Source organism: Enterobacter cloacae complex sp. ECC445 (assembly GCF_021892025.1).
In the GTDB taxonomy this organism is placed as follows: Bacteria; Pseudomonadota; Gammaproteobacteria; order Enterobacterales; family Enterobacteriaceae; genus Enterobacter; species Enterobacter chengduensis.
Genome location: NZ_JAKLRZ010000026.1, coordinates 21,550 through 34,100, shown reverse-complemented (window position 1 = coordinate 34,100; position 12,551 = coordinate 21,550). Strand labels below are relative to the sequence as shown.

Below are 12,551 nucleotides of genomic sequence, written 5' to 3'. Positions count from 1 at the left end.
CCCACAAAAAAGCCGGGTGGCGGCTACGCCTTACCCGGCCTGGATGCGGCATGTTAATGCGTCTGGCTATGGTTCTCTTTGCGGTACGCCCCAGGCGGCTGGTTGAACGTCCGGGTGAAGATGCGGGTAAACGTCTGCTGCGAGTCAAACCCGTACCGCAGGCAGATATCGTACACCCGCGCGTCGGATTCACGGAGATCGCGTGCCGCCAGCAGCAGCTTGCGTTCACGGATGTAGCGCCCCAGGCTCTCCCCTTTGTACTGCATAAACAGCCGCTGCAGGTGCCACTTCGAGTAACCCGCGTGGCGGGCAATCTCTTCGATACGTAATGGCTGGTGCAGGTTGTCGTCGATCCATTCGACGATAGTGTCAATGACTTGAGCGGAAATGGTCATACTGCTGTCCCCCTCTGCTTCTCGCTTAAACATTATTCCCACCACGCGCGGAAGGTCTGCGTGGCGTCATTCACCCGGACGGGCTCGCCCAGTTGCGGCGTGAGCAACCGATAATTTTTATCCTGGCTGGCTTTTGCCAGCTGGATCAGCGGATCGTTCCACGCGTGTTTCGCCAGCACGAAGCGCCCGTTATGCCCGGGCACCACGGCTTTCGCGTTCAGATCCGCCGAGGCCTGCGCCGTTTCCTCCGGCAGCATGTGGATGTACTTCCAGTCCTGGTCGTACTGGCCGTTTTCCATGATGGCTAAATCCACGCCGCCAAACTGCTCGCCGATGGCCTTAAAGTGCGGGCCGTAACCGGAATCCCCGCTGTAGTAAACCTTCCGGGCTGGCGTGACGAACATAAAGCTGCCCCACAGGGTCTGGTCACGCTTGATGCCGCGCCCGGAGAAGTGGCGCGCCGGCAGCACGTGCACCGTCAATTCATCGCTGATGCGTACCGACTGGTTCCAGTCGCGCTCGTCAATAATTTCAGGCTTCATTCCCCAGTAGCGCAGGTGTGACCCTACCCCAAGCGGCGTCACCACGCGCTTCACCTTCGGCAGTAGCGCCCGGATGGTGGCGTAATCCAGGTGATCGTAGTGATCGTGCGAGATAATCAGCAGGTCGATCTCCGGCATGCCTTCAGCGCGCCATGGATACTCTCCGTCAAACGCTTTATTGAGAAACGAGAACGGCGCGGCATAGTTGCCGAGCACCGGATCGATCAGGATGCGTTTGCCCGCGAGCTGCAGGTACCACGAGGAGTGGCCGAGCCACACCAGCGTGTCCTGCTCCAGCGGCAGGCTCGCCAGATCGGTTTTCACCAGCGGCAGCGGCTGAGCCGGGCGGGCGTTTTCGGTTTTACGGGTCAGAAATTGCCACCACGCCACCAGCATATTTTGTTGCCCGGTAAAGCCAGGCGTCGGCAGCGTATTGTGGAATTTCCCCTCGCGATACTGTGGGGAGGCCTCCACTTCAGTGAGCCGTTCACCCTGAGGCGGCTGGCCGAATCCGGCATTCAGAACAAACGGCAAACTCGCGGCTGAAGCAATAATCATGATTAACACCACGCAGATGAAGAGAGGTTTTTTCATATCCTGACCCGAAAACGCGCCCCATCCGACGGTGTGCGCAGGGTAAACTTGATTATGAGTGAGTAAGCACTCATTATAGATGTGATGATAAAGTCGTCAAGACGTTTTCGATCTTTGACATTCCGCGTTGCAGCGTGTCAAAGCACGTGTTTCAATCTGGGTTTTTATAATTGACAGGAGGAAAAATTTAGTGGCACGTCCGAAGAGTGAAGATAAAAAACAGGCCTTACTGGAGGCCGCAACGGCGGCGTTTGCACAGTCAGGCATTGCCGCCTCAACGGCGCTTATTGCCCGCAGGGCGGGCGTCGCCGAAGGCACCCTGTTCCGCTACTTTGCTACGAAAGACGATCTGCTGAATGCCCTCTATCTGCACCTGAAGCAGGATCTCTGCCAGACCATGCTGGCGAACCTCGATCGCACCATCACGCTGCCTAAAGAACATACCCGTAATATCTGGAACAGCTATGTGGACTGGGGCATTCGTAACCCGGTTGCGCATGCGGCGATTCGCCAGATTGGCGTCAGTGAAAAGCTGAGCGCCGAGACGGAACTGGCGGTGAAAGAGATGTTCCCGGAGCTCCATGAACTGTGCCGTCGTTCGGTGCGCCCGGTGTTTATGTCGGATGAATTTAAGACCTTTGGCGATGCGCTGTTCTTATCGCTGGCGGAAACCACCATGGAGTTTGCCACCCGCGATCCTTCCCGTGCCGTTGATTTTAAATCGCTGGGTTTTGAGGCCATGTGGCGCGGGCTGGCTCAGGAGGAGAGCGATGGACAGTAAGTCCCTGCAGGAGCACGCGAAGCGCGTCGCGCTGGAGATGCCTTTTACCGAACACTGCTGGCCGTTCGGCCCGGAGTACGACGTCTTCAAAGTCGGCGGGAAAATTTTCATGCTGATGGCAACCGTACGCGGACGGCCGCACGTTAGCCTGAAATCCGATCCGGAAAAATCACTGTTAAATCAGCAGATCTACCGGGGCGTTGAGCCGGGTTACCATCTGAATAAAAAGCACTGGATTTCGCTGTACGGCACCGAGGACGTGACGCCAGAACTGGTTGCCGACCTCATTAATGATTCCTGGAATCTGGTCGTCGATAAGCTGCCGAAAAAAGACCAGAAGTGGATACGCCCGGCCTGATTGTTCGTCTGAGACGAACAGATTAAACGCTCGAATTGCACTTATCTTTTTTCGCGTCCCGCTGTAATCTGCTCTCCTTTCGCGCCCGCGAGCGGGCGAATTTCATCACCAGGAGTTGTTATGGATATCATTTCTGTCGCCCTGAAACGCCACTCAACCAAGGCGTTCGACGCAAGCAAAAAACTGACCGCAGAAGAAGCGGAAAAAATCAAAACCCTGCTGCAGTACAGCCCGTCCAGCACCAACTCCCAGCCGTGGCACTTCATTGTTGCCAGCACCGAGGAAGGAAAAGCGCGCGTGGCGAAATCCGCCGCGGGAACCTATGTGTTCAACGAACGCAAAATGCTGGATGCGTCTCACGTGGTGGTGTTCTGCGCGAAAACCGCGATGGACGATGCCTGGCTGGAGCGCGTTGTGGATCAGGAAGAGGCCGATGGCCGTTTCAATACGCCAGAAGCCAAAGCCGCGAACCATAAGGGCCGCACCTATTTCGCCGACATGCACCGCGTGGATCTGAAAGATGACGACCAGTGGATGGCGAAGCAGGTTTATCTGAACGTCGGCAACTTCCTGCTGGGCGTGGGCGCAATGGGTCTGGACGCGGTACCGATTGAAGGTTTCGACGCCGCAATTCTCGACGAAGAGTTTGGCCTGAAAGAGAAAGGCTTTACCAGCCTGGTGGTGGTACCGGTTGGCCATCACAGCGTGGAAGATTTCAACGCCACGCTGCCGAAGTCTCGCCTGCCGCTGAGCACGATTGTGACCGAGTGCTAATCCCGATGGGCCGCCGCGCGCGGCCCGTTACGCTTTACTGATGACTAGCCTGCGATGTGGATGCACATCACGATCGTATCCCCAGGCAAACGCAATCCAGCGCTCCTCCAGTTCGGCGTAAGAACTCACCGGGGTTAAGCGCCACTCTTCACCTACCGTACCGTCCGCCACGCTTATCTGGTAATTCATGCTGAACGCCCAGTCGATCATCCGCAACCAAAACCGCTGTCCGTCGCCGGTCTGCTCGCTGTCTGAGACCACGATGTCGTATTCGCTGAGCACCCACTGAAAGAAAAGTTGTGGCAACCCGCTGATAACGGATTGATGGACCGCGCGGGGCGTACGCCAGACCATCACTTGCGTGGCGGCACCGTGAGGAAAGGTAATTTCTCTATGAAACGTCAGCTTCACGGCATACGCCGTATAGGGTTTTCCCTCGTCGGTGGTCACGAGACGGTATTCATCGCCGTAGCGCGATTTTAACAGGCGATATCCTGCTGGCAGGATAAATCCGGGCAGGTGAAAATCCACCGTGCCTCGCGCAAGAAACGCTTCGGTATGTTCGACGTTTCGGGAGATAAGGCCTAATTTCTGGCTAAAATCTGCGGAATCAATCATCAGTGGCGACATGGTGGTTGCTCATGGCATAAGTATAGTCGACTTAACTTCCAATATAAATTGCGCGAATTCAGTAAGTTGAAGAAGCGTCAATAGAGCGTAATCTGCGGATGCTTAATCCCACATACCAGGGCATAACGCGTTAACGTATCAAGGCTCGCCCGGGTAATATTCGCTTCCATTCTTGATACCGTGGGTGCACTGACCCCCATCCGCTCTGCCACCTGCGCGCGCGTCAGACCAGCATGGTCGCGCCATTGAGCAAGCATCTCCCGCAGGCGCTCCTTGCGCTCTTCTGCATCAAAAGAAGCCTGTACCTCTGAATCGCTTAACAGCTCCGCTCGGAGTTCATCCCAGTCAATAATTTTCTTGCTCATCCAACATCTCCTGTTGTCGCTTCAATGCCAGACGGAATTCAGCAGAGGCGTTTTTTGCGTCTTCTTGATAAACACCCGCAGCAGAAAAATTGTCTTCTCCCGCTGATAGACGTAGATCCCGCGAGTGTGGATCAGCCCGACGGTTCTGATTTCAAACAAACCATAGGGTAAGGGTTTGCTGTCAGGTTCTCTCAACGCTGTTGGGTGAGTGCGTAATTTATCAAGCTGGCGAATCAGCTTCGCCTGTACCCCCGCAGGCAGTGAGAGGATTTCCTCCCTGACCGCCTGATGAACGATAAGTCTGAACACGGTATTTCATCCCTGATAATATTAGCATATAAGGCAATTTGCATTAAAGGCTAATGTTGCCTTTCGTGACTCACCTTACCTGCTTTTAACAGGCATTACTGGATCCGTGCTGATTCCCTGAAAACGTCTCGCAAAAAATTATTTAGCCTGTTCCGCCAGCCATGCCATTGCCCTCTCCCCCGCTTCATCCACCGGGAGGTACACCAGCAGCCGGGACCCGTTTCGCGGCGCGGAGTACCAGTACATCTGCTGCAGCGTAAAATCCCCCAGCTCGGGATGGGTAAACAGCTTGAGCTGGTTCTCCACGCCGCGCACGTCGTTGCGCTGGTGCCACAGGGTTTTAAACTCTTCGGACACCGCAAAGAAGCGCGCTAGCTTGGCCTCCCACAGCGGGTCGCCCCGGTGCTCGGCCATCGCCGCGCGGAAATAGGAGACAAAGATGGGCAGCACGTCGTCGCGCCTGCCGAGGCGCGCGCGCCACGCAGGATGGGTGAGGAACAGGTAAATACAGTTGCGATCTTCCGGCGGGATGGCATTGAAATCCACACCCATCAGGTGCCCGAAGCTGTCGTTCCACGCCACGATGTCGAAATTCGGTTTCTGGATGCTGGCGGGTTTCGGCATCAGCGTATCCAGCAGGCGGCGCGTGCCTTCGCTGATCCCCTCGCAGCAGACCGCCTGCGGCGCTTCACCCGGCGGCAGCCCGGCTAGCACGAACAGGTGCCGGGCCTCGGTCGGGGTGCATTGCAGCGCTTTCGCCACCGCGGCCATCACCGCGCTGGACGGATTGACGTCCCTGCCCTGCTCAAGCCAGGTGTACCAGGTCACGCCCACGTCAGCGAGCATCGCCACCTCTTCCCGCCGCAGACCCGGCGTGCGGCGGCGACCGCTGCGCGGCAGCCCGAGTCGCTGCGGGTCGAGGCTTTCACGCCGCGCGCGTAAAAATGCGCCCAGCTGCTTTCGCGTGTCATCCTGAAGTGAGGTAACAGGTTCAGACATCAAGGCCATAAATCCCCCTGCATGGTAGTACCAGTACCAGTATAAGCAAGAACTGGTACCCGTTTATCAGATGGTTGATGCTACGACCATCTGATGAGTGACGCAATGGAGTTACCATGAATACGTCAGTTGTTTCACCGGGCCGCGCTGGCCTGATATTGCTCTTAACCGGCCAGATGCTGCCGATGATTGATACCTCAATCACCAACGTGGCGCTGGACGCCATCACCCATTCACTGCAGGCCACCGCCACCGAGCTGGAGCTGATTGTCGCCCTCTACGGCGTGGCCTTTGCCGTCTGCCTCGCGCTCGGCAGCAAGCTGGGGGATAACCTGGGCCGCCGTCGCCTGTTTATGTGGGGCGTGGCGAGCTTTGGCCTGGCCTCGCTGCTGTGCGGTTTGGCGGGGAACATTGAGCAGCTGCTGGCCGCGCGCATCTTACAGGGTGCGGGAGCCGCCCTGATCGTGCCGCAAATTCTTGCCACGCTGCACGTGACGCTGAAAGGTACGGCGCACGCGAAGGCCATCAGCCTGTTTGGCGGCATCGGTGGGATCGCGTTTATCGTGGGCCAGATGGGCGGCGGCTGGCTGGTGTCGGCGGATATCGCCGGGCTGGGCTGGCGTAACGCCTTCTTTATCAACGTGCCGATCTGCCTGGCGGTGCTGGCGCTGAGCCGCCGCTACGTGCCTGAAACCCGTCGCGAGACGCCGTCACGCATCGACTGGACGGGTACCGTGCTGCTGGCGATTATGCTTTGTTGCCTGCTGTTCCCGATGGCGCTCGGCCCGCAGTGGCACTGGTCCTGGCCGCTGAAGGCGATGCTGCTCGCACTCGTCCCGCTGGCCTGGCTGATGGCGCTCAATGCGCGTAAAAAAGAGCGCGAGAATGCCCACCCGCTGATCCCGCCGCGCCTGCTTGCGCTTCGCAGCGTCCGCTTTGGCACACTGATTGCGGTGCTTTTTTTCAGCGTCTGGTCCGGGTTTATGTTCTGTATGGCGCTGACCATGCAAACCGGTCTGGGGATGGCGCCCTGGCAGTCCGGGAACAGTTTTATCGCCCTTGGGGTGACCTATTTTATTTCCGCATGGTTCGCGCCGCGGCTGATTGCTCGCTACAGCACCGGCACCATTTTGCTGACGGGGCTGGCGATCCAGATTACTGGCCTGCTGGCGCTGATCGCCACGTTCCGCTACTGGGGCGTGCAAAATACGGCCCTGACGCTGGCACCTGCGACCGGGCTGGTTGGCTATGGGCAGGCGCTGATCGTGAACAGCTTCTACCGCATCGGGATGCGCGATATCAAGCCTGACGACGCGGGCGCCGCGAGCGCCATTCTCAGCACGCTGCAGCAGGCCGCGCTGGGGCTTGGACCGGCCATTTTTGGCGCCATTTTGCTGCACGCGCTGCAGAACCATCACGGGGATTACACCCAGGCGGTGAACGTCTTCCTGACGGTGGAAACGGCCATGATGGTCGTGCTGGCCCTGGCGACGCTGCGTATGCGCCATCGCCTGTGCCTGCCCGTCGCGAAAGTCTGTCAGACCGCCAAATAGGTTCGCGAATTTGCATAATAGATCCGCAGCCGCCATTATGGGGCTGCAACAATACAGGAGACGTTATGCAGGAATTAATTGCTCAGGTTGAAGAGTTAGGCATTGAAATTAATCACACCACCTCTTTAGTGATTATCTTTGGTATTATTTTTCTTACCGCCATCATCCTTCATTTTATTCTGCACAAAGTGGTGCTTCGCGCTTTCGAAAAGCGCGCGCAGGCCAGCAGCCATTTGTGGCTGCAGATCATTACCCAGAATAAATTATTTCACCGTCTGGCGTTTACCCTTCAGGGGATAATCGTCAACGTACAGGCCGTACTGTGGCTGCAAAAAGGCAGCGAAGCGGCGGAGATCCTCACCACCTGCGCGAAGCTGTGGGTCATGGTGTATGCCCTGCTCTCCTTCTTCTCGCTGCTGGACGTGATTTTTAATCTGTCGCAGAAAATGGCCACCGCGTCACAGCTGCCGCTGAAAGGGATTTTCCAGGGCATCAAGCTGGTGAGCGCGATCCTGGTGGGGATATTGATTATCTCCCTGCTGATCGGCCAGTCCCCGGCGATTCTGATCAGCGGCCTGGGCGCCATGGCGGCGGTGTTAATGCTGGTATTTAAAGACCCGATACTGGGGCTTGTCGCAGGCATTCAGCTTTCCGCCAACGACATGCTCAAGCTCGGCGACTGGCTGGAGATGCCGAAATACGGCGCCAACGGCACGGTGACGGACATTGGGCTGACCACCGTTAAGGTGCGCAATTTCGATAATACCATTACGACCATTCCGACGTGGGCGCTGGTCTCCGACGCCTTTATCAACTGGAGCGGGATGTCGGCCTCCGGCGGGCGACGCATTAAGCGCAGCCTGAATATTGATACCACCAGCATTCATTTTCTCGACGAGCAGGAGCAGCAGAAACTTATTCAGGCAAAACTGCTGAAGCCCTATCTCGCCGCGCGACACGAGGAAATAAACCTGTGGAATCAGAAAAACGGCGAAGGGGAGTCGGTATTAAACCTGCGTAAGATGACCAATATTGGCACCTTCCGCGCCTACCTGAACGAATATCTGCGCAACCACCCGCGCATTCGAAAAGATATGACGCTGATGGTGCGCCAGCTGGCACCAGACGCGAACGGTCTGCCGATTGAAATATATGCCTTCACCAATACGGTGGTCTGGGCGGAATATGAGGAAATTCAGGCCGACATTTTCGACCATATTTACGCGGTGGTGGATGAGTTTGGGCTGCGTATTCACCAGTCCCCGACCGGGAATGATATTCGATCCCTGGCGGGCGTTATCGCCAGATAATCCGTTTTTAGGCCCGGTAAGCGAAGCGCCACCGGGCGTGAAGACGGGTGCGGTCTGGCGCCCTCTCCCACGGGGAGAGGGAGAAAACCGTGCTACTTGTTACGGGAAAGCTTAAACGCCACAAACAGGAACACCACCCACACCGGCAGCAGCATCGCCGAAAGACGCATCTCGTCCATGGTGCACATCAGCACCAGAATCAGCCCCAGGAAGGCGATACAGAGGTAGTTCCCCGCAGGATAAAGCAGCGCTTTGAACTGCGTCTCGCGTCCCTTACGGCGCATCGCGGCGCGAAAGCGCAGGTGCGCGAGGCAGATCATAATCCAGTTCAGCAGCAGCGTGGCGACAACCAGCGCCATCAGCAGGCCAAACGCCGCTTTTGGCAAGAGGTAGTTGATCAGCACGACTAAAGACGTAATCGCCCCGGAAAGGAGCAGCGAATTGATCGGCACGCCGCGGCGGCTGACGCGGGTGAGAAACTTCGGCGCGTTGCCCTGCACGGAGAGGCCGAACAGCATGCGGCTGTTGGAGTAAACCCCGCTGTTATAGACCGACAGCGACGCCACCAGAATGACGAAGTTGAGCGCTGAGGCGACCACGTTGCTGTTCAGATCGTGGAAAATCATCACGAACGGGCTGCTGTCGGACTTCACTTCCACCCACGGGTAGAGCGCCAGCAGCACCACCAGCGAGCCGATGTAGAACAGCAGAATTCGGTACACCACCTGGTTAACCGCTTTTGGAATGCTTTTATGCGGGTCGCGCGCTTCCGCGGCGGTAATGCCAATCAGCTCTAATCCACCGAAAGAGAACATGATCACGGCCAGGGAGAGGATCAGCCCTTTCCAGCCGGTGGCGAGGAAGCCGCCGTGCTGCCACAGGTTGTCGATCGTGGCGCGCTCGCCGCCGTGGCCGGAGAACAGCAGCCAGAGGCCAAAACCGATCATCCCGATAATCGCCAGCACCTTGATCAGCGCAAACCAGAACTCGGTTTCGCCGTACAGGCGCACGTTGACGAGGTTAACCGCGTTAATAATGATGAAGAAAGCCGCCGCCCAGATCCACGTCGGGACATCCGGCAGCCAGTACTGCATATAGATGCCTGCGGCGGTCAGCTCCGCCATCCCCACCAGCACGAACATGACCCAGTAGTTCCAGCCGGACAGGAAGCCGGCAAACGGGCCCCAGTATTTATAGGCAAAGTGCGCGAAGGAGCCTGAAACCGGCTCTTCAACGACCATCTCGCCAAGCTGGCGCATGATCAGGAAGGCGATAATACCCGCGATAGCGTAACCCAGCAGAACCGCCGGGCCAGCCATCTGAATCGCGGGGCCAATGCCGAGGAACAGCCCGGTACCGATGGCGCCGCCGAGGGCAATTAACTGAATATGTCGATTTTGCAAACCACGTTGCAGCGTCGGATTCTGATCCGACGTGGCTTCGGCACTACCCTGGCCTGAAGCGGATGACGCGTCTTTCACGTCCTACCCCTGTCTCTTTTTTAGAAGGGGCACGTTTTAACACTTCATGCTGGAGGTAGCAAGGGATTGGGGCATCCGTGCCCCGGATAACGAGGTGGAACGCTTAAAACGCGTAGCCAACCGAGACCTTAAAGGTTCGCGGTTCACCCTGCGTGATGTAGGTACCGGAATCGTCCACGCTAGCCCAGTAGTTTTCATTGGTCACGTTGTCGATGCCCGCGCGCACGGTCATCTGGTTTGCATTGTGGTTCACCGCGAAGCGATAGCGCATCCCCAGATCCAGCGTGGTGTAGCTGTCCAGCTTTTTGGTGTTTGCCAGGTCAGCGTACTGTGCCCCGGAGTGGTTCATGCGCGCGGTCGCGGTTAGACCGTCAATCGGCTTGATGTCGTACTCTGCACCCAGCACGGCGTAAAAGTTCGGGACACCGATCGCATCGTTCCCCTGATTCACGCCATTTTTGGTTTTGGTGAGCTCGGCCTGCAGCCAGGTGGCGCTGGCGTTCAGGCGCATCCCCAGCGCTGGCTCGCCGAAGACGTTTAGCTCCACGCCACGGTTACGCTGCTCGGCGTCAAGGCCGTAGTGACCGCTGTCGTCAAGGATCGCCGACGGCATTTTGATTTCGAACAGCGCAAGCGATCCGCCCACGCGGCCAAAGTCCGCCTTCACGCCCACTTCGTTCTGCTTAGAGTGGACGATACCGGTGCTCTGGCCGTAGTTGGTGGCGGTGTTGGGCGCGGTTTTGCCCGGCTGTAGCGCCTCGGTGTGGTTGGCATAAAGGGAAATCGGCTCCCACGGCTTATAGACCACGCCGTAGGTGGGCATCCAGCGGCTGCCGTCGAAGCCGTCCGCCGCGTTTTCTGCACCAGTCACTTTGTTATATCCGCGGATAACCACTTTCTGATGGCGCGCGCCAGCGGTGAACAGCAGCTTGTCGTCCAGTACGCCCAGCGTATCGCTCAGCAGCCAGCCCTGGGTGCGGGTGCGCCCGCTGGTCAGCGGATCGCTGTATTTGCCGCCTGAGCCGTTGAAGTTGGTACTGTCCGGCATATCAACGCCGGTGTTGTGGTAGATGTTGGTGGTCGGGTTATCCTTCGCCGCCGACATTTTCCACGCGATTTTTTCGTTTTTGGTCATCGCCGAATAGCCAACGTTAACCTTGTGCGAGACGAAGCCGGTAGTGAAGTTGCCGCGAATACCCGCCATGCCGCTGACGGCATCGCTGATGCGGTTGGTATCAAGACGGCTGACCGTTGCCTTACCGCTTTTATCAACCAGCTTCGGCGCGCTGTAGATCCCTTCTTCGTGCGCGTGCTGTGCGCCAAGACCGGTGTAGGCGGTCCAGCCGTCGGTGATGTCGTACTCGCTGCGCCACATCCCAAATTCGTTTTCGATGTTGCTGTAGGCCCACTTCTGCGAGAAGTTACGATCGTTTTTCGGCGGTTCGGGCACGAAATCGACCGCCGAAATATTCACGCTGGTCGGGCTGCCGTGGAAGGTTTTCTTCTGATAGCCCAGATCCAGCGAGGTGCGGAAGCGGTCACCGCTGTAATCCAGACCGGTTGAAAGCAGCGTGGTGCGGCGGCGGTCGTTCGGTATGCCGGTTTCCCCTTCGCGATGGACCAGGTTCACCCGCGCGCCAAACTGGTCGTCGTCGCCATAGCGACGGCCCGCATCCAGCGTCGTGCCGATCTGGGAATCCGAAGTGTAGTCCACGCCGACTTTAGCCTGCGGGAGTTCCCCCGCATGTTTTGGCTCAAGGTTGATCATCCCGCCCACGCCGGAGCTTGCCGCGCCGTTCATCAGCGAGTTAGCCCCTTTGAAGATCTCAATGCGGTCGACCATCTGGGTATCCACCACCTGGCGCGGCAGCACGCCGGACAGGCCGCCAAAGGTCATGTCGTCGCCGTCAAACTTCAGGCCACGGATGCGGTAGGTTTCCGCGCTGTTGCCGTACCCCTGAACGAACTGCACCCCGGCGTCGTTAGCGACGACATCGGCTATGGTTTTCGCCTGCTGATCTTCTACCAGCTTCGAGGTATAGCTGATGATGTTAAACGGCACGTCCATGGCGTTCTGCTGGCCCAGCATCCCCATACGCCCGCCGTTCGCCACCTGTCCGTCAAGGAAGGCCGGTACCAGTTGGTCACCACCGGGTTTGAAATCGCCGGCAGGGGCAGATTGCACAACGAGGGTGTCCTCTTTTTGATCCTCCGCCGCGAAGGCGGAATGCGTCACCGCGCCAACGGCGAGCGCCAGCAGCGTTTTGTGTATGTTGGTGTTGTTCATCGTTAACTCATTTGAAAGTGCGCGCAAAAAACGACCCGTTATCGGGCCTTAGAGTATGTTGACTGCAATGCAAATGAGAACTATACGCATTATCTATGCATTGGCAAGCGTCACCGCGCTCATGAGGGAGGCGTGGAGAGAAAGTCAGGGGAACAACCACCCCGTTTCGGGGT

12 protein-coding genes and 1 pseudogene are annotated in these 12,551 nt (G+C 57.7%); 5 read left to right on the top strand and 8 right to left on the bottom strand.

Annotated elements, in window-relative coordinates; all coding sequences use genetic code 11:
• Positions 1-53 precede the first annotated feature (53 nt).
• Positions 54-395 (bottom strand): RamA family antibiotic efflux transcriptional regulator, encoded by a 342-nt coding sequence (locus L6R44_RS18840; RefSeq protein ID WP_010428317.1) that lies wholly within the window; start codon positions 393-395, stop codon positions 54-56.
• A 32-nt stretch (positions 396-427) separates the two neighbouring features.
• Positions 428-1,531: an MBL fold metallo-hydrolase gene (locus L6R44_RS18835; RefSeq protein ID WP_237425068.1), complete on the bottom strand. Its 1,104-nt coding sequence runs from the start codon at positions 1,529-1,531 to the stop codon at positions 428-430.
• A gap of 190 nt (positions 1,532-1,721) precedes the next feature.
• On the opposite strand from L6R44_RS18835, the gene L6R44_RS18830 reads away from it, so the two are divergent.
• The 3 genes from L6R44_RS18830 (at position 1,722) to nfsB (ending at position 3,444) form a co-directional block, all read left to right on the top strand.
• The gene (locus L6R44_RS18830; protein ID WP_032638659.1) at positions 1,722-2,312 is read left to right on the top strand and encodes a TetR/AcrR family transcriptional regulator; all 591 of its coding nucleotides are present in this window, start codon (positions 1,722-1,724) and stop codon (positions 2,310-2,312) included.
• The gene (locus tag L6R44_RS18825) at positions 2,302-2,670 is read left to right on the top strand and encodes an MmcQ/YjbR family DNA-binding protein (protein WP_032638657.1); all 369 of its coding nucleotides are present in this window, start codon (positions 2,302-2,304) and stop codon (positions 2,668-2,670) included. Before L6R44_RS18830 ends, L6R44_RS18825 begins: the two co-directional genes overlap by 11 nt.
• A gap of 120 nt (positions 2,671-2,790) precedes the next feature.
• Complete coding sequence (gene nfsB, locus L6R44_RS18820; protein ID WP_024906901.1) at positions 2,791-3,444, top strand: oxygen-insensitive NAD(P)H nitroreductase; 654 nt, start codon at positions 2,791-2,793, stop codon at positions 3,442-3,444.
• A gap of 27 nt (positions 3,445-3,471) precedes the next feature.
• On the opposite strand, the gene L6R44_RS18815 is transcribed toward nfsB, so the two are convergent.
• The 4 genes and pseudogenes from L6R44_RS18815 to L6R44_RS18800 form a co-directional block, all read right to left on the bottom strand.
• On the bottom strand, positions 3,472-4,074 hold the full coding sequence (locus L6R44_RS18815; protein WP_237425067.1) for a hypothetical protein: 603 nt from the start codon (positions 4,072-4,074) through the stop codon (positions 3,472-3,474).
• 77 nt (positions 4,075-4,151) lie between these two features.
• Positions 4,152-4,439, bottom strand: a complete 288-nt coding sequence (locus tag L6R44_RS18810; RefSeq protein ID WP_237425066.1) for a helix-turn-helix domain-containing protein — start codon at positions 4,437-4,439, stop codon at positions 4,152-4,154.
• Positions 4,420-4,748: pseudogene (locus L6R44_RS18805) on the bottom strand (type II toxin-antitoxin system RelE/ParE family toxin). The gene L6R44_RS18810 and the pseudogene L6R44_RS18805 overlap by 20 nt, the downstream one beginning before the upstream one ends.
• Positions 4,749-4,886: 138 nt before the next feature.
• Positions 4,887-5,756 (bottom strand): helix-turn-helix transcriptional regulator, encoded by an 870-nt coding sequence (locus L6R44_RS18800; protein WP_237425065.1) that lies wholly within the window; start codon positions 5,754-5,756, stop codon positions 4,887-4,889.
• Positions 5,757-5,863: 107 nt separating this feature from the next.
• On the opposite strand from L6R44_RS18800, the gene L6R44_RS18795 reads away from it, so the two are divergent.
• Positions 5,864-7,300, top strand: coding sequence for an MFS transporter (locus tag L6R44_RS18795; protein WP_237425064.1), 1,437 nt, complete (start codon positions 5,864-5,866; stop codon positions 7,298-7,300).
• Positions 7,301-7,365: 65 nt separating this feature from the next.
• Positions 7,366-8,610 carry a mechanosensitive ion channel family protein gene (locus L6R44_RS18790; RefSeq protein ID WP_237425063.1) on the top strand — a complete coding sequence of 415 codons (1,245 nt, stop codon included), beginning with the start codon at positions 7,366-7,368 and terminating at the stop codon, positions 8,608-8,610.
• A 92-nt stretch (positions 8,611-8,702) separates the two neighbouring features.
• On the opposite strand, the gene pheP is transcribed toward L6R44_RS18790, so the two are convergent.
• Both pheP and L6R44_RS18780 read right to left on the bottom strand, forming a co-directional pair.
• A complete protein-coding gene (pheP, locus tag L6R44_RS18785) occupies positions 8,703-10,091 on the bottom strand; it encodes a phenylalanine transporter (protein WP_032638645.1) in 1,389 nt (462 codons plus the stop codon).
• Between the two features lie 103 nt (positions 10,092-10,194).
• Positions 10,195-12,378 (bottom strand): TonB-dependent receptor, encoded by a 2,184-nt coding sequence (locus L6R44_RS18780; protein WP_237425062.1) that lies wholly within the window; start codon positions 12,376-12,378, stop codon positions 10,195-10,197.
• Between the last annotated feature and the right edge of the window lie 173 nt (positions 12,379-12,551).